Origin of the sequence: Endozoicomonas sp. ALE010 (genome assembly GCF_049310165.1) — a bacterium.
Classification (GTDB): Bacteria; Pseudomonadota; Gammaproteobacteria; order Pseudomonadales; family Endozoicomonadaceae; genus Endozoicomonas.
Genome location: NZ_JBLYNV010000013.1, coordinates 43387 through 59995, shown reverse-complemented (window position 1 = coordinate 59995; position 16609 = coordinate 43387). Strand labels below are relative to the sequence as shown.

At 47.7% G+C, this 16609-nt stretch carries 13 protein-coding genes and 1 pseudogene; 8 read left to right on the top strand and 6 right to left on the bottom strand.

The genetic code is table 11. From position 1 onward, the window contains the following. Positions 1 to 117 precede the first annotated feature (117 nt). The 5 genes from ACO6UY_RS07955 (at position 118) to ACO6UY_RS07935 (ending at position 5789) form a co-directional block, all read left to right on the top strand. Entirely contained in the window at positions 118 to 3180 is a 3063-nt protein-coding gene (locus ACO6UY_RS07955; RefSeq protein WP_422446958.1) for a beta-galactosidase, read from the top strand. 172 nt (positions 3181 to 3352) lie between these two features. Beyond that, positions 3353 to 3874 carry an MFS transporter gene (locus ACO6UY_RS07950; protein ID WP_422446960.1) on the top strand — a complete coding sequence of 174 codons (522 nt, stop codon included), beginning with the start codon at positions 3353 to 3355 and terminating at the stop codon, positions 3872 to 3874. Positions 3875 to 4045: 171 nt separating this feature from the next. Beyond that, entirely contained in the window at positions 4046 to 4303 is a 258-nt protein-coding gene (locus tag ACO6UY_RS07945) for a hypothetical protein (RefSeq protein ID WP_422447927.1), read from the top strand. Positions 4304 to 4345: 42 nt separating this feature from the next. Beyond that, positions 4346 to 4663, top strand: a complete 318-nt coding sequence (locus ACO6UY_RS07940) for a GH36 C-terminal domain-containing protein (RefSeq protein WP_422446962.1) — start codon at positions 4346 to 4348, stop codon at positions 4661 to 4663. Positions 4664 to 4928: 265 nt separating this feature from the next. Next, a complete protein-coding gene (locus ACO6UY_RS07935) occupies positions 4929 to 5789 on the top strand; it encodes a methyltransferase domain-containing protein (protein WP_422489560.1) in 861 nt (286 codons plus the stop codon). A 136-nt stretch (positions 5790 to 5925) separates the two neighbouring features. On the opposite strand, the gene ACO6UY_RS07930 is transcribed toward ACO6UY_RS07935, so the two are convergent. Then, positions 5926 to 6474, bottom strand: a complete 549-nt coding sequence (locus ACO6UY_RS07930) for a ProQ/FINO family protein (RefSeq protein ID WP_422489558.1) — start codon at positions 6472 to 6474, stop codon at positions 5926 to 5928. Between the two features lie 310 nt (positions 6475 to 6784). After that, positions 6785 to 6994: a transcription antiterminator/RNA stability regulator CspE gene (gene cspE, locus ACO6UY_RS07925; RefSeq protein ID WP_101748687.1), complete on the bottom strand. Its 210-nt coding sequence runs from the start codon at positions 6992 to 6994 to the stop codon at positions 6785 to 6787. A gap of 667 nt (positions 6995 to 7661) precedes the next feature. On the opposite strand from cspE, the gene ACO6UY_RS07920 reads away from it, so the two are divergent. Continuing rightward, entirely contained in the window at positions 7662 to 8390 is a 729-nt protein-coding gene (locus tag ACO6UY_RS07920) for a hypothetical protein (protein WP_422489556.1), read from the top strand. Beyond that, positions 8374 to 11913: a hypothetical protein gene (locus tag ACO6UY_RS07915; protein WP_422446970.1), complete on the top strand. Its 3540-nt coding sequence runs from the start codon at positions 8374 to 8376 to the stop codon at positions 11911 to 11913. The genes ACO6UY_RS07920 and ACO6UY_RS07915 overlap by 17 nt, the downstream gene beginning before the upstream one ends. Positions 11914 to 12039: 126 nt before the next feature. On the opposite strand, the gene ACO6UY_RS07910 is transcribed toward ACO6UY_RS07915, so the two are convergent. The 3 genes from ACO6UY_RS07910 to ACO6UY_RS07900 all read right to left on the bottom strand — a co-directional run bounded on the left by ACO6UY_RS07910 (position 12040) and on the right by ACO6UY_RS07900 (position 15317). Next, positions 12040 to 12531 carry a hypothetical protein gene (locus ACO6UY_RS07910; RefSeq protein ID WP_422446972.1) on the bottom strand — a complete coding sequence of 164 codons (492 nt, stop codon included), beginning with the start codon at positions 12529 to 12531 and terminating at the stop codon, positions 12040 to 12042. A 361-nt stretch (positions 12532 to 12892) separates the two neighbouring features. After that, positions 12893 to 13630 carry a hypothetical protein gene (locus ACO6UY_RS07905; RefSeq protein WP_422461520.1) on the bottom strand — a complete coding sequence of 246 codons (738 nt, stop codon included), beginning with the start codon at positions 13628 to 13630 and terminating at the stop codon, positions 12893 to 12895. A 94-nt stretch (positions 13631 to 13724) separates the two neighbouring features. Beyond that, positions 13725 to 15317: a hypothetical protein gene (locus tag ACO6UY_RS07900; RefSeq protein ID WP_422446975.1), complete on the bottom strand. Its 1593-nt coding sequence runs from the start codon at positions 15315 to 15317 to the stop codon at positions 13725 to 13727. A gap of 378 nt (positions 15318 to 15695) precedes the next feature. Between ACO6UY_RS07900 and ACO6UY_RS07895 the strand changes: the two genes are divergently transcribed. Next, positions 15696 to 16403: an F-box protein gene (locus ACO6UY_RS07895; protein WP_422446977.1), complete on the top strand. Its 708-nt coding sequence runs from the start codon at positions 15696 to 15698 to the stop codon at positions 16401 to 16403. A 15-nt stretch (positions 16404 to 16418) separates the two neighbouring features. Here the strand turns inward: ACO6UY_RS07895 and ACO6UY_RS07890 are convergent. Continuing rightward, a pseudogene (locus tag ACO6UY_RS07890) lies at positions 16419 to 16514 on the bottom strand (IS5/IS1182 family transposase); the annotation flags it as partial. Positions 16515 to 16609 lie beyond the last annotated feature (95 nt).

Sequence of the window (16609 nt, the reverse complement as noted above, 5' to 3'; positions counted from 1 at the left end):
CACAGATAAGATACATCCTGTTGAAGTATGAAAATTCTGGATAACTGTCGTCAATAATCTCACCACCAGGTGAAATGATCTGTGACTCCAGAGACAGGAAAATGATGTAGCCAACCTATGAGTAAATTCATGCAGCGCGACTGGGAAAGCCCACAAATCACCGCACGCAGCCGACTGGCAAGCCATACCCCTATGAGCAGCTGGCGCAGTGAGCCACAATCTCTGGCAGACCATGCAAGTGATTCGGTATTAAGTCTGGATGGCCAGTGGGCTTTTGCACTGTATGACTCTCCGGAACAAGTCCCTGAAACATTTTCAAGGGAGGGATCCGACCCGACACAGACCATTACCGTTCCCGGTAACTGGCAGCTACAGGGCTTCGATAAGCCCATCTATACCAACGTCAAGTATCCGTTCCCCTGCAACCCGCCCCGGGTGCCTGTGACGAACCCGACTGGCTGCTACTCCACCACATTCACCCTGCCTGAGCAGTGGCAGGAAGATAGCCAGACCCGGGTGATCTTTGATGGCGTAAACAGTGCCTTCTATCTCTGGTGTAACGGCAAGTCCGTGGGCTATTCACAGGACAGCCGACTGGCCGCCGAGTTCGATTTGACACCATACCTTCAGGCCGGAGAGAACCGGTTATGCGCAATGGTTATCCGCTGGTCCGATGGCAGCTACCTGGAAGATCAGGATATGTGGTGGCTAAGCGGCATTTATCGTTCAGTCCGCTTGCTCAATAAGCCACACCAGCGTCTGGTGGATATTCGCGTCACACCGGATCTTGATGACCGCTACGAACACGGCAAACTCACCATTGTTGCCGATACCATGAATGCCGATGACCTGGCCATTCGGGCGACGCTGTATTTGGCTAACGACGTTATTGCCACCACCACATCCGCCATTGGTACCGCACCGATGGACGAAAAAGGCGGGTATAACGATCGCACCTGCCTGCAGCTGGAGATCAACCATCCGCAAAAGTGGAGCGCAGAGGCACCCAACCTCTATCGCGTTGTGGTCACGCTGACGGATCCACAAACAAACAGCGATATTGAAAGCGAAGCCTACGACGTTGGATTCCGTAAGGTAGAAATCAAAGATGGCCTGCTGCAATTAAATGGTCAGCCACTAATGATTCGTGGTGTGAACAAGCACGAGCACAACCCGGCGACCGGTCATTTTGAAACGGTAGACGATGTTCGTGAACACCTGATACTGATGAAACAGCATAATTTCAATGCTGTGCGCTGTTCACACTATCCGCACCAACCGGCATTCTATCAGCTGTGTGACCGCCTGGGCCTCTATGTGGTTGACGAAGCCAATATTGAAACCCACGGCATGACCCCCATGCGCAAACTGGCCGACGACCCGATGTGGGCCAATGCGTTCCTGGAGCGGATGATGCGCATGGTGGCGCGGGACTTTAACCACCCATCCATCATCATCTGGTCACTGGGTAATGAATCAGGCTACGGTGCCGCCCATGATGCCATGTACCAATGGACCAAACGGACCGACCCGTCTCGCCCGATACAGTATGAAGGTGGTTGTTCCGATACCCCCGCAACAGACATCATCTGCCCAATGTATGGTCGTACTGATGAGGATCAGCCACAGCAGTTCCTGGGCAAAAACAAATGGGCATTGACCAAGTGGGTCGGCATGCCCAACGAAACCCGGCCAATTATCCTGTGTGAATATGCCCATGCCATGGGCAACAGTCTGGGCGGTTTTGCCGAGTATTGGGATGCGTTCAGAAAGCACCCCCGCCTGCAAGGTGGTTTCATCTGGGACTGGGTGGACCAGGGACTGGACAAGTTCGACGACAATGGTCAGCATTTCTGGGCATACGGCGGTGATTTTGGTGACAAGATCAACGATCGCCAGTTTTGCATCAATGGGCTGGTATTCCCGGATAAAACACCGCACCCGGCACTGTTTGAAGCCAAAAGAGCACAGCAGCCGTTTACTTTCGAATTAGTGGCAACCCGACCACTCACCGTGAAAGTCACCAGCGAAGCCTGCTTCTGCGCCACCGACAACCATCAACTGGTGTGGCAGCTAATGGCGGGCGAAGAAGCTCTGGTTGCTGGCGAAGTCACGCTGAATATTGCGCCCCACTCCTCAGAACTGCTGGTACTGTCTGAGCAGTCACTGACCATCAGCGGCAAACTGCCACGACTGGATCTCTCTATTATCCAGCCTGAAGCAACCGACTGGTCCGAAGCCGGCCACGAAGTCGCACGCCAACAGTTTATGTTGACGGGATCGCTGACCCATCAAGCGGTTACTCCTCGCTTGCCAACCTCTGCGGTCATCAATGAGGCCGACAGCAGCTTTATCGTCAATGCGGCAGAAAACAGCTGGACGATTGATCGTAACATTGGCCAGCTGGTGAGCTGGGTAAAAGACGGTAAAGAACAACTGCTTACCCCGTTGGCAGACAATTTCTACCGGGCACCGTTGGACAACGATATTGGTGTCAGCGAAGTTGACCGTCCGGACCCTAATGCCTGGATGCCACGCTGGGAGCGGGCCGGATTAAACAACCTGCAACACCGCTGCCTGCTGGTTGAATGTGATGCCAAGAAAGGGCTTGTTCTGGCTCACCATGGCTATTTCCACCCGGAACAACCGGAAAAAGAGATTCTGCGCAGCGTATGGACCTATCATTTTGCCGCCAACGGCAGTGCCCGTATCGATATTGAGGTCACTGTTGATGGTGATATGCCGCCTATGCCCCGCATCGGTGCCTGCCTGAGACTGAAGGAACAACCGGCACAAGTGAACTGGTTTGGCCGTGGGCCCCACGAAAACTATCCGGACCGCAAGTTAAGCGCGGATATCGGACACTGGGAGCAGTCCCTCAAGGCCATGCACACGCCTTACATTTTCCCAAGCGACAATGGTCTGCGGTGCGATACCCAGGCGCTGATGCTGGGCGATATCCGGGTAACAGGACAGTTCCATTTCAGTGTCAGCCCATACGGCCAGGCACAATTGGCAAGGGCAACACATACCCACGAGCTTCAGGAAGAAGAAGGCATTTTTGTCTATCTGGATGGCTTCCACATGGGTATTGGTGGTGATGATTCCTGGACGCCGAGCGTTCGCCCTGAGTACCTGTTGACTCAACCGATGTACCAGTGGTCGTTCGAACTGTCGTGATCACACGTTCATAACCCTGAATCCACAGTGATACGGGGTTATGACCAGCAAGCTTTGAAACACCCTGAGACGGTTAATGGTTCAGAATTAACCATCTGCCGGGATTCACTACATTTTATTGCTGCTGCTAAACAGGGGGGTTAACGATTCATTCAATGGAGGGTTAATTCAGATGCAATTCTCAGGTATCTTCCTGTTCCCCTGGATTGCTAAAGTAGTCAATCGTCGTTTGATGTGGCCCCTGGCCTGCGGCTTTCCGATTCTGTGCAGCTCCGTACTCTACTTTTCCAGCGTGATTGCCCCGGAAAGCGCCATTCTGGTAGGTCTGGCCGGTGCTGCTCTGAAATTTGGCAACGGTCTGTTCAATGGTCTCTCTACGGTTATGCTGGCTGATCTGGTGGACTACGGCGAAGCCAAAACCGGCTTGCGCAGCGAGAGCATTATCTTTTCAGTGCAAACCATGCTGGTGAAATGTGCCGGTGCCATGGCAGGTTTCCTGATTGGTTTTGGTCTGACGTTTATCGGCTATGTGCCCAACGTTGTTCAGACACCGGAAACCATTGTCGGACTGAAAGTACTGATGATCCTGATTCCCGCAGTACTGATTGCCCTGAGCGCCATCATCTATAAAAAGACTTATCGTCTGGATGCCCGCCTCAGCAAGGATGAAAGTGCTGTAGCTGCTAGTGTCTGAAGACCGGTAGTTCACAAATAACCTGTTTTTGTGCCCCCCTTATGTGGGGGTATTTTTGTTGAATAGTCAGAACCATTTCTTACGAGCACATTGTGATGAGCAAACCGTTAATTCACCTTTTCACAGACACCACCAGCCTGGTGATCAAGGCAGGCACATCCCTTCCGGGGTATTACTGCGCTGTTTGGTCATATGGGGGTAGAGCTGGACCCGGCCAGTGCTTCAGAGGAAGAGAAGCGCTCCTTTGCCAAATACATTGCCCTGCACAAGTCCTTAAGACACCTGTTGCATACCGGTGATCATTTCCGCTGCGACACCGCCCATAAAGCGTCACAGGGCTGGGGAGTTGTTATACCAACTCCACCTTCTAAATATGAACTGCGCAGCCATTTTGAACCGCTGGATCTTCGTTGGAATTCCTCGCAATAGCCCTGCTATTACTCGTCATTCCGCCTTGCCCAGCGGTCCAAAATGACTTGCTCGTTATCATATTTAGAAGGTGGAATTGGTATTAGCACCGATAAGCAGGAAGCCGTGGTGATGTTCGCCCAGCTGGATATGCCTGAGTATGCCATGTCCGCCACTGTGCAAATTCCCGGCCTGGACCCGGAAAAAGACTATAAGGTTCAGGTATTGGAAAAAAGTTCTTCCGATATTTACATGAAACAGTGTCCGCCCTGGATGACAGAGCCTGCCATTATGAGCGCCGCCCTGCTTGAACAGGTAGGTCTGATGATGCCAGTGATGCAGCCGGAAAGTGCACTGCTGATTAAGATTACGCAGGTTTAAAGTTAATACGATAACTGGCAACGTCCCGGGTTTTCAGATTTTGTCTGGAAACCCGAGTTTTTCAGCACCATAAAGTTTGTCACCGAATCCCCAAAAAACAGCCTGGGTTTCTGGCAAAACTGCAACTCTGGCAAAAGCACAACTCTGGCAAAAACACAATGATCTCTCTATTATCCGTACTCAATTAAAAAGCATGGATAAAATTAAAAGTCAGCTTATGCCAATTCTTTCATTTCTTCTCGGAGTGCTCCTGACGTGGCTGTTTATGTCAGGCCTGATGGCTCAGGGTCTGGCACTGTTGATACGTATCTGGTGGCCATCGTCAAGCCGCGAGCGCGAGTTGAAGGTTGATCAGTGGCTGTTGAATAACCCGTTACAGCCCTCCTCCGGCTGGCGCTTGCTGGGTTACTGGAGAGACACGTCCCAATACCGGCAGGCCTGCTCGGAAATGGCGGGGTTACTGGCCGACAAAGTCTGTCTGTCCAGTCAGGATGAAGTCCTTGATGTCGCTTTCACCAGCCATGATCAGTTGCTGGTCTGGTTGGATTATTACCAGGTTCAGCACCTGACGGCAATCGCCAGTGATGAGCAACAGATGGTCCAGGCACTGGAGCATTGCGGGCATTTCAATACGCTTAAACTGGTGCGGGGTGGTGACAAGTCACTGGCAGAACGGCCAGAGAATAGCTGCGACAAGTTAATCGGCCTGGACTGCGTTTACCATCTGGAGTCCCGCTCTCATTTTTTCAGCCATGCCAGGAAAGCACTAAGGCCGGGAGGCACTCTGGTGTTTACCGATATGGTGCTGGCCCGGCCATTTCAGGACCGCCGGGAACAGCGCCTGGTAAACAAGCTTGGTCGTATATCAGGACTCCTGGTTGAAGATATGCCCGTCAAAGAGACCTACGAAAACCTGCTTAACCAGCATGGGTTTGAGCAGGTTGAGATTCTGGATATTACCGATGATGTCCTTTCCGGTTTCTGTTTCTGGTTTGGCCAACACTACCAGAGCCTTTCAGCATTCACACGTTCCAAGATGTGGATCAGGCTGCGACTGCAAGTCTGGTTTATTCGCTGGATGCTTCACCGGGAGCAACTGCGCTATCTGATGATTATTGCCCGCTGACAGGCTCATATAGTTTATCCACAGCTTTTGTGGATAAACTTGTGACAACATTCGGGATAGTTCACAAACACCTGTCAATTCAGGCCACCCGGACAGATTGATTAAAAAATAATCAGACCGGCCTACTGGTATCCGTTCAAGTCTGTTTATTCACGGACAATAAACGAATCTTCTTAATAATGACCCGATCCCGTGTTATGACAAAATCACTGCTCTGGGTATACAGTTTGATTTCTGCATCCACTGCTTCGCGAAGTTTCACCCGACCTGCCGCCTGCCCCTGAAGGTTAATGCGGGTAGCACCGGGCTTAATCTTCTCAAGGTAGCGTTCCATGGACGTAAAAAACCGCAATGCAACCGGAATAATGTGTGCAGGCAGCAGGTTTGCCTCTGCCATCTCCTTGTGAATACCAATCTTAAGGGGCCTTGGATCCGAAACATTGAAGGCACCGGGCCAGATAATTCGCACCAGACGCAGCGCCTCAGAGTTCATTACGTCGCTTTCCGGCCGGTTATGCAGCCTCTCAAGAATTTTCCTGCCCTCTTCCGGAAGCGCTTGATTCATAGGGGAACCGGAAACATCCTGTTCAGAGGCCAACTGCTGTTCCTGCTTCTGGATGCCCTGGTCAGAAATATTACTGTCTTCTGCTGTCATCGACTGCCTTGCCCAAATAACACTCGGCATCCCGGGAAAATGCTACCACTCCCCTGAGATGCCCTTGAAAACCAACACCAAACCAGCCTGAGCCAGCGGGAGCACTATAATGACGGATTCAGCCCCGCCATAAAAGTGTAATTTATCAACAAACCGTACCAATCATAAGACAAGTACTGAAGAACAGGTCATTTTGGGCGACAGCAGACGAATGTTGAGCAAGTACGTGAATCAGAAGGGGCATAACCGGTTCTTCCTGCCCCCTTTGTGGCAGGCAATAAAAAAGGCAGTACCGTAAAGCACTGCCTTTTATATGGATCGCCCAAATAAAAACTGAGTTTTACAGAGGACGGATATCTTCAGCCTGCAGACCTTTCTGGCCCTGAGTAACACGAAACTCAACGCGCTGGCCTTCAGTCAGGGTTTTGAAGCCTTCGGTAGCAATCTGACGGAAGTGGGCAAACACGTCAGGTCCACCGTTTTCCTGGCTGATAAAACCGAAACCTTTCTCGTCATTAAACCACTTAACGGTTCCTGTAGAGGTAGACATACTCATATCCTGATATTCAAACACTATAGGGTGACTTTGTGGGCAAAGCCGTTTAGCTAGAAGTTTTATTTTTGTTTATGAAGGATATGCAGAGAGACTACGCTCGGAACATCAAATCTTTTCATAAAAAAACTAATATCACTTTTAACGGTCCCTATCATACAGACTCTCGTCAGAAAACTCATCAGTGATTACCTTATCTTGAAATAATTCCTGCCTCCATGAACCGGACAGCAGTGAGTAGTCGTAGCGTACACCTAAGGAATTTCAGGTACAGAATGGAACTCTACAGCACATCAGTAGTCGCTGCTCTGGGCAGCGAGTGATAGAACCTGTTGTGCCTTGCATAGTAACTGCCCACTAAACCAAAAATATACGATTCCATTGGCCAACTACTTAATGGCCACTTTGGAGAGGGCAAACAGGGCGTTTCAAGGCATGTTTTTTTACACCAGCTGTATCGGTGTCAGTTTCATCGAGTCAACGACTAATGCTGAAAGGGGGAACTTTTATACGAATCAGTGGTCTTTGGCTGTAATTCAACAGTTCAATAATTCTAATGGACACATTCAATCTGAACCTGGATCCCGATCTTTTTTATGCCAATTTACAGGGTTTTCCAGATGAATTTTTAACACTAAACGACATTTTCAGCTCATCGCCATGCATGGCTGGTTATTCTGTACACAGGCATGACTCACCCCTTGACGAATATTTCAATCAGGAAGTCACAAACCAGGAGCCACCTTCTCCACGGTCACTGAATGACTTTTCAATTTCTCATTTACCATTTGCTGAAAATGCATCAGCTCATTTTTCTCAGCCACCACCCCGTCCGGTTGCTGTGGTTCGCCCATTGAATAAAAACACAGAACAGCCAGGGCATACCGTAACTTCTGGATTTACAGGCACTGAATCTTCCAGTTCTGATGAACCTCAGCCACCTGCGCCTGAAGTGGCCAGTGCTTCTGAAAAACGCAAGACGAACAAAGCCAAATACCAGGCCAAATACAAAGCATCCGAAAAAGGCAAGTTGAGCAGAGCCAGATACTTCAGATCCGAAAAAGGCAAGGCGTCCAAAGCCAGATACACTTCATCCGATCAAGGCCGGGCGAAAAACGCCAGGTACAACTTATCCGATGAAGTCAAGGCAAATAGAGCCAAAAGGCACGCCAGGCATGCTACATCCGCTAAACGCAAAACGTACCTGGCCAAATACGAAGCATCCGATAAAGCCAAGGCATACAAAGCCATCAGAAATGCCAGATCAAACGCCTATACATCTGCCATAAGAAAAGGCTTCAGCGAAACATTGGCCAGGGAGAAAGGAGAGTTGGCAGCTAAGGCCAAAAGAGCAGAATTATCATCAGTGCTGCCTCTTGCCACTGTTAATTAGACTGGCTGAAGGAATATTTGTACCGAATTCACCTTCTCAACATGAACTGTCCAGACAGGGTTTTATTCTGAAAGCAAACGCATCAACCTACTCCCGCCCAAAGCCTGCTGGCCGTGTTGCCCAGCCAGCTGGTTCCAGGGGGATTCCTGATCGCTCAAGAAGTACATTTAACGGTAAAAGAGTCTCAAACCATCCGTCTTATAGAGGTAGAGCTCCCACCCTGGATGTCGGCAAACGTGTTGAGGACGCCTTTTGGGATAAAAACCCATTAAAGGAACGTCACATCTCCTCGGCCGCTGTGCTTGGCACCTATAGAAATGATAAAACGTCTCTCAGAGGTGGCTTCTTTCTGCAAAAGCTCTGCTTACAGAACATTCTACACGGCAATAAAAAAGTGTCCCCGGACCAGGTCATTCAGGAATTCAATCGGAAACCAGATGGTAACAAGCAGTGCAGATTAGCGATGGTCCGCTTCAAAGCGGAATGTTGCCTGAGGGGCCTGCTGTTAAATGGACGACAGGTCTCACCGGATACGGTGATTAATGATTTTAAGGCAGTCAGGGCACCACTGGAGCTGGCGCGCTTTAGGGCAGAATGTTGCCTCAGGGGATTGCTGTTGAATGACCAGCTGGTCACAACGGACGATGTGGTTGAGCATTTCCCGGATAGTCCGGAGGGCAAATTGGGGATGGCCCGGTTTAAGGAACAATGCTGCCTGATGGGCAAGTTAGTGAATGGCCGTCAGGTCACACCGGATACGGTAGTTAAGGGTTATCAGGCCACCAAAGCAACACTTGAGCTGGGGCGCTTTATTGAACAATGCTGCATCAGAGGGCTGCCACTCAATGGCCAGCGAGTCACACCAGCTACGGTGGTCAGGGAATATCAGTCAGCCGGAGCCTACCTGGAGCTGGCACGCTTCAAAGCGAATTGTTGCCTGAAGGGCTTGCCGTTGAGTGGCCAGCAGGTCTCACCGGATACGGTAGTTAAGGATTGTCAGGTAGCCAATGCAACATTGACGCTGGCACGCTTTAAGGAAGAATGTTGCCTGAGAGGCCTGGCGTTGAATGGCCAGAAGGTTACACCGGAGGCGGTGGTTGAGGATTTTCAGAAAGCCGGAACCACACTGGAGCAGTCCCGTTTCAAAGCGGAATGTTGCCTGAGGGGCCTGTTATTGAACGGCCAGCAGATAACACCGGATGAGGTGGTCAGGGATTATCAGGCAGCCGGTGCAACTCTGGAGCTCGCCCGTTTCAAAGCGGAATGCTGCCTGAGGGGCCTGGAGTTAAACGGCCAGCAGGTTGCACCGGATGCGGTGATCACGGTTTACCCTGACAGTCCCGAAGGCAAATTGGGCAGAGCAATCTTCAGGGTACAATGTTGCCTGAGAGGGCTGCTGGTGAATGGCCAGCAGGTCAGACCGGATTCGGTGGTTAAGGATTTCCCGGATAGTCCGGAAGGCAAACTGGGAATAGCGCGCTTTAAGGAAGAATGTTGCCTGACAGGCCTGGCGTTGAATGGCCAGAAGGCGACACCGGATGCAGTGGTTAAGGCTTTCCCGGATACGACAGAAGGCAGACTGGGAATAGCGCGCTTTATGCAGGAATGCTGCCAGAGGAGACTGGTATTGAATGGCCAGCAGGTGACACCGGATGCTGTGGTTAAGGCTTTCCCGAATAGTTCAGAAGGCAGGCTGGGAATAGCGCGCTTTAAGCAGGAATGCTGCCTGAGGAAACTGGTACTGAATGGCCAGCTGGTTACCCCGGATGAGGTGTATAAGAATTTTCAGACGGCCAAAGCGACACTTGAGATCGCACGCTTCAAAGAAGAATGTTGCCTGAAGGGGCTGCTATTGAATGGCCAGCAGGTAACACCGGAGACGGTGGTGAAGGATTATGAACGTGGTGGCTGGTTGCTCGAAAGAGCTATTTTTTATTCTCTACTGGCATTGCATGCCAGAGAGTTGAATGGCAACTATCTGGATAACCAGAAAGTGCTAGAAGCATTTAATGAAGTACCTGGCGATCATTCTTCACGACAAACGATGTATCTGATTCAAAGGCTGAATCAATCCCAGGGATATGATGAAACCAGCGAAGCTCAGGATATCATTCAAAAAGCCTGGCAACTATTAAACAACGTATCGCTCAAAGATGAGCAACATCGGCTGCAATGTATCTTGAAATTCATGGCTATGCAGAATGAATTGACTATCGATCATCAGGAAGTGTCAGCAGAACAGGTGTTGCAATCCATCAAAAAACTGAGGAACTCATTTCAGAATTCACGCGTACATTTCTTCTTCCTGGCACACTGCTATATCACGAGGCAGTCTATTGATGGACTGAAAGTCCATAAGGACCAGGTACTTGGCTGTCTTCAGAGTTTTCCGGAAGGAAGCAAACTGCGCCATGATCTAGGCTTCTGGTTTGAACAATACAGCTACGAAGCCCATTGTGTAAAAAACACCGGACATCGACATAGAGATAACCTCCCCGACCTGATTCCCAATATAGAGAACGCCGGCCGAACAACGAAATACCGGGGTGAAACAGACCATACGTGTGCCACTCAGGGCATTACCACCAATGGGGCACAAACTCTGAAGCAATGGTCAACAACTGGCAGAGCGGATTTCCCGGAAAATCCGGTTCTGCGGTTAAATGCGCTAACACTGAAAACACTGGAGATTATTCAGGAAATCAATGTTTCTTATAGCAATACCCCAATTCTGATTACCGGTTCTTATGCGCGTTTTTTACAGGACCACTGCTCATTATTTAATGATATTGACATTATCTGCTCAACAGAGGAGCCCGCCAGAATACTCTTTGCAAAGCTAGAGGCACTGAACACCACAGACTCAGACATTCCCAAAAGCATCACCATCTGGCAACTCCCGGGATGTCCGGAGATTAAACTACCAAAAACCTACAATATTCATCTCAGGGACGCGGATCTGTGTATGAAAGCCATGGGGCTTCAGGTCAGTGTTGACGACAGATTAACCCATGAAAATACAGCACCATTGGCCCTCCACGTTCCCGGTGTTGCGAGGCCGGTACTGTGTTTGTCGTTTGCTGATGAAACAAAGTTACTGAACGATACGCTGGAATACCTCGCTGAAAACCTGGATCCGCTGACCAGGCAACTACAAAGAGGGGCAGTATTTGACCTGCAACGAACCATTCTTTTTAACGACCCCCAAAATATCGAGGAGCGTATTTATGGCTTGCTTATTCGCTCTCTGCTTACCCTGAATAAAGCCAGGCAGTTTATCGATCTGCACTCTGAAGGCAAACCCGGAACACCTGACTGTCTGCCTGAATATCGTCAAGTACAACAACAACGCCTGCACACGCTTACGGCACTTCTTCAAAAAAAATTGGCTGGCCATGTTTGCCGCAGTGGTTTCGAGCACAGAATTAACAACTGGCTGTCGACCAATCAGTATGTGAGTGATTATGAAATCAAAAAGAAGGATTTTATCAAATCACTGCTTGTGATGATGCATTCGGCATAAGATCTGGCACACACAACAGTTACTCCAAAGTGCTATCCGTAGCACTTAATCTTTGGAATTATCTTAATCCTGTAAAATGCAGCCATTTTCAGAATGAGCTTATGCAATACTATATAATCCATGCGGTCAGTGTATAAGCTGTATTTTTGTCAATGTATCAGCACCAACCCGAGGTAATTTAATATGAAAGTATTCACTCAAATTTTTGCAAATGGCATATCTATCAAAGGCCATGGCACTAATAGCGTCAATGATTTTGTAGGTGGACTTGTTCCGGTAAATATTGAAAAAATGCCCTTTTTCCTTACCAGCCACTTGATATGAAAAACTGACAATGGCGTGTTCATTTTGCTTCATCTCAAGTAACTTCTGCTCACATGAAAATATCAGATCATCATGTTCTCCTTCAAACAACTCCAGTTTCAGTGTTTTTTTTCCCAAGTACATGTCATCAAGTTTGCCATAGACAGTCAGTGTTGATAGTGGTGCTGGTGCATTGAATTCATCACAAAGAATGGGCTGAAACGTTTTATTCTCCAGGTAATGAAAGACCCTCATAGCAACAAACCCACAATTGGCTTTACATTCTGCCTGGTTAATATTGGCAAGAATATCCATGTTCTGCTCCTCAAGCCTATCAGTTTGAGATGCAGTTATATTACTGCTTTGATTTTGTGCGGATAAACAGTCAGAAATCATACATTAGATCAGTGAAGCCGGAATGGGTCGGTACTCTCATTGTTAGCATTAACTTCTTTAAGCGTTAACCAACACAGTGATGTTTTATGCCATTGACCCGCCTCCCAATGCCATGAGGACTATGCCTCTGCGCTCTATAAAAGAAAGTTCATTCTGGTGGCGGTGTAAATGAAGTTTGAGGCCTTTGAGACTGGCTGATTTACGTTGACACAAACTACACTGGTAGGGATACCTTTCTGCTGACAGCTCCTCCTGCCGAATATGGGCATGTTTGGCACAGTTATTGAGTAGACCTTTCCCCTGGTTGAACAGCAATCCCCTGCATGATAGCTTGATATTGTTTCCAAATATTATTTTTTTCCGCTATTTGAGACCTGAGCTCTATCTCTAACCTGTTTTTTTCCGTTATTAGAAATCTGTTTTCTAACTCCAACCTGTTCTTTAACGCTACAATAGCCCTGTTCTCTAACTCAAGCTTGTTTTTTCCCATTATTAGAGACTTCTTCTCTAACTCCAGCCTGTTTTTTTCAGACTTCAACATTTTCACTTCATTGGCAACAGCCTGTTTATTAGCCATTACCCCTTTTCTATATCCTGCTTGATGACGCCTGTTTTTTTCCGCTCTTCTAATATATCTCACGAAACTTTCAACTTCCTTGCTATTTTCTTTCTTGAGAAGCAGATTAAGCTCTTTAGTTGATATCTCAGAAAGTTCCTGACGCGTATACTCTCTATTACCTATAAAAATTTTCTGAGCTGTTTTTTTCAGTGAGTTTTGATCCGTTAAGCCAGCTTCTGTCATTTTGCAGCTTTTGTCTCTGAGATCTGCAGCGACAGAATTATCACACTCTGCTTGACGTTTGACTCCCATGGCTAAGGCCCACTCGTCAATGCTTACCTTTCTGCAAAACGATTTTGAAGCCAGCGTTGCTTGCCTCGAAACAGTCCTGGTCGTCTTGAGAGACATATCGCCAGTATGTGGGCCTACCCCAGTCGCATCGACATTGGCTTGATACATTTATTGACCACCTTTTCTATTGACCACCTTTTACCGATTTTTTCTATGATTTTATTTGAGTTTTAATTAACGCCCCCTGAGGCTAGCTTGAATTTTATATCTGTCCAGTACCCAGATCGGGTAGAGATTCAAGCAAAGACCGAAGGTTCTGGAGCCACATGATGTCGTCTAAGGTTTGCACCGCTGTGTTTTCAAACAGAATATCCATCATCTGTTGTTCATTTTCGGTGAGGTGTGATGGGTCAAAGGGTCTTTCCGGATGATTGAATGGAAGATCAAAAACACTTAACTCCCCACAGTTGCCCTGATGCAATCTGAACTCGATAACGCAATAACTTGTTTCCTTAATTGTTGTTAATTCATAGAGGAAATAATATTTGTCATTGCGCTTGGGCAGAACAAAATCTCGCAAGTAACCAGCTGCCTTGCCCGGATCAGGCAATATCAGTTTTTCATTATCTCTGGTGACAATATAAGGAGTTGATAAAAAAGGGCTATACACATGGTGTTTACCGTGCTGTTGCCTTATTTTGAGGACTTTAAACAGTTCCCGGACTTCGTGAAACAGCCATTGCTCCAACTTTTCATAGGCGGTGCGTTTTTCAGGAAATTCTTTCCAGCCACCGTAGTCCAGAAATATCAGTATTATGACCTTGTACAGGTCGTTGTCCCGATCTCTATTAATGCTTGTGACCAACTCGTTAACGGTCTCATCTGATAGCAGTTGAAACACCTCCTGAAGCTGGCCAGCTCGGATGCACAAAGACACATGGCGGATAACTCTTTGACCACCACGCGTTCTGGTCGTAAAACCGTAGTTAATTATTTTCAGACAGTTGTACGACCAGTGCATTAAGACAGGCAGTGTATTTTCATGTTCCGTTTTTATTCCGAACTCCCTCAACAGAGCGGTAGCGATCTCTTTTGCTTCACACCAACCGGCGGCATCAAGCAGTGAATAGAGTTCCGTTTGCCGGGGGATATTCGCAAGTTGTCTGATATTTTTGAATTCTACAAAAAAGCTGGTCTGTTTGTAATAGTCCCAGCCGACCTCCCGATCCGGTATCTTTATTAATGTCAGAGGTCCTTTGCCGGTCGAGGTGCTGACCTCCGCTTGATTCAGCAGCCCATAGTTAATACCCTGGTCGTGTCTGAGGGAGGTCGGCTCATAGACTGCCGTTAATTGCAAAAGAGTACAGGTACGCTCGTCAAACCCATCGAGGCTTTCCAGCCATCGATTGTATTGTTGGATCAGTTCTTCCAGCGCCATGCCGGTCTCTGAGGGGATGGTTGCCAGCATTTCAAACAGCTTCTCTACCAGCTCACATAAACGCAATTTGACCAGCGTCTCCGATAACAGCGGTGCCAGCACCGTCTCCAGTATTGCCAGTATTTGCTCCCCACCCGTTTGATCAATGGTCAGACTCATTAATGGGTAGCCAAAGTGACATCCGAGGGTTTCCGCAAGTACTGTGCCTTTTCTGAGGGCGATGCCAGGAGCTGTGACTGTGACGTTGTTGGACTCATACTCCATACCAATGAGTCTGGTATTGTTGACTACCGGAGGAAGGCCCAGTATTTGGCTGATATCCCGGTTGAAATACCGACGCTGAACGGCATGGTCAGCCTCAAGAGGTCTGCTACTGTGGGCGGCCGGAACATTCGTTGCAATTGTCGTTGGTAACATAGGCAATGATGGTGGTTGCTCTTTTTCTGATTCAGTGCGTATTGCACCCCCGTATAACAAAAAACAGAAATAAAAAATATAATTTATATTCTTTTTTATTCGACAGCAGGGGGGATGAAAAGTTCATTTAGTAGAGTGTCAAATGTACGGAAAGGAAACCTCTGACTATCAGTGCAAGACGGCTCACAGCATTTGGATACTGCCGTTTTTTCCAAAGATCAGGCTGCCTGAGAGCATGTTGCCGCTGTGGATGTCCCGGTTTTGCACTGTGGATGTCCCGGTTTTGCATTGCATCACACACTCGCCCGCAGATGGAACTTTTTCGCAAACTCAGGTTCTATTAAGACTTAGAAGAGAGGGAAATATAAGAACTATCTTATGCCATTCGATGTTCCATGTAATCAAGCAGGATTATCGTCCAGAGTTCCACTGCAATTAGCAGAATCAACACCTGACCAACAGCTACAAACTGGCTATTTCAACTGCTTGCCCGTTGAGGTTATTCAACATATCGCAAATAAACTGACACTGCCCGACGCGCTCCGGCTCAAGCAGACATGCCATAATGCCAACAATTCTATTGATCAAAAGATTATCGAAGATTTAAGGCATCGAATTCAGTTCAAAAATATGAAAACAGTAGTACATTCGAGCAAATATGAGAGTTTAAAATCAATCTACAATTCAGGCAAATTTGATCATTTTTTTAAACGATATGTATACGACCAACACTCAGGACTTGTTAAAGATCCAGAACGAGTAGATATTAAATGTTTCCTGGCAATTATGGAGCTGGGTAACGCAACCACTAAATACAAAGATGAAAAATATACAATGTACACAGGACTATTTGAAAATGGGCATGTTTTTCTTATTGCACCTCGTCAATCCTCCAGTATTGAAGAGGATACAAATGCAAACAACCCCAACAAAGTTTTATTTAACGGAAATACATCCAGTGTAAATGTTGAAGCTATTTATTCGGGTAGAAGTTTTCAGGAAGTAAAGAAACTGGTAAACATAGTGCATAGTAACACTCCGCTATCAATACACATCTCTCATATTCTTGAGCACGAGTATCAGTAAGAGGCTGTTTTAAAACTACTTAAGCCTTCGCAGAATTATGCGAATCATGCATATATAAACGAAGGCTTCTGAACTCCTTGGCAACTGTTCATAGTCTTTAGACAGTTCCCTTTTGGGCTTACAGCGATAAAACCACTCTTCAAGGTAACCTCGGTAACCACAATCAGCCCAGACTTTCTGGATTTTTTTAAAATGTTTCTTAAGGT

Coding starts and splice junctions, on each gene's coding strand:
- ACO6UY_RS07955 (WP_422446958.1), top strand. CDS start 118: ATGAGTAAATTCATGCAGCGCGACTGGGAAAGCCCACAAATCACCGCA.
- ACO6UY_RS07950 (WP_422446960.1), top strand. CDS start 3,353: ATGCAATTCTCAGGTATCTTCCTGTTCCCCTGGATTGCTAAAGTAGTC.
- ACO6UY_RS07940 (WP_422446962.1), top strand. CDS start 4,346: ATGACTTGCTCGTTATCATATTTAGAAGGTGGAATTGGTATTAGCACC.
- ACO6UY_RS07935 (WP_422489560.1), top strand. CDS start 4,929: ATGTCAGGCCTGATGGCTCAGGGTCTGGCACTGTTGATACGTATCTGG.
- ACO6UY_RS07930 (WP_422489558.1), bottom strand. CDS start 6,474: ATGCCGAGTGTTATTTGGGCAAGGCAGTCGATGACAGCAGAAGACAGT.
- cspE (WP_101748687.1), bottom strand. CDS start 6,994: ATGTCTACCTCTACAGGAACCGTTAAGTGGTTTAATGACGAGAAAGGT.
- ACO6UY_RS07920 (WP_422489556.1), top strand. CDS start 7,662: ATGGCTGGTTATTCTGTACACAGGCATGACTCACCCCTTGACGAATAT.
- ACO6UY_RS07910 (WP_422446972.1), bottom strand. CDS start 12,531: ATGGATATTCTTGCCAATATTAACCAGGCAGAATGTAAAGCCAATTGT.
- ACO6UY_RS07905 (WP_422461520.1), bottom strand. CDS start 13,630: ATGTATCAAGCCAATGTCGATGCGACTGGGGTAGGCCCACATACTGGC.
- ACO6UY_RS07900 (WP_422446975.1), bottom strand. CDS start 15,317: ATGTTACCAACGACAATTGCAACGAATGTTCCGGCCGCCCACAGTAGC.
- ACO6UY_RS07895 (WP_422446977.1), top strand. CDS start 15,696: ATGCCATTCGATGTTCCATGTAATCAAGCAGGATTATCGTCCAGAGTT.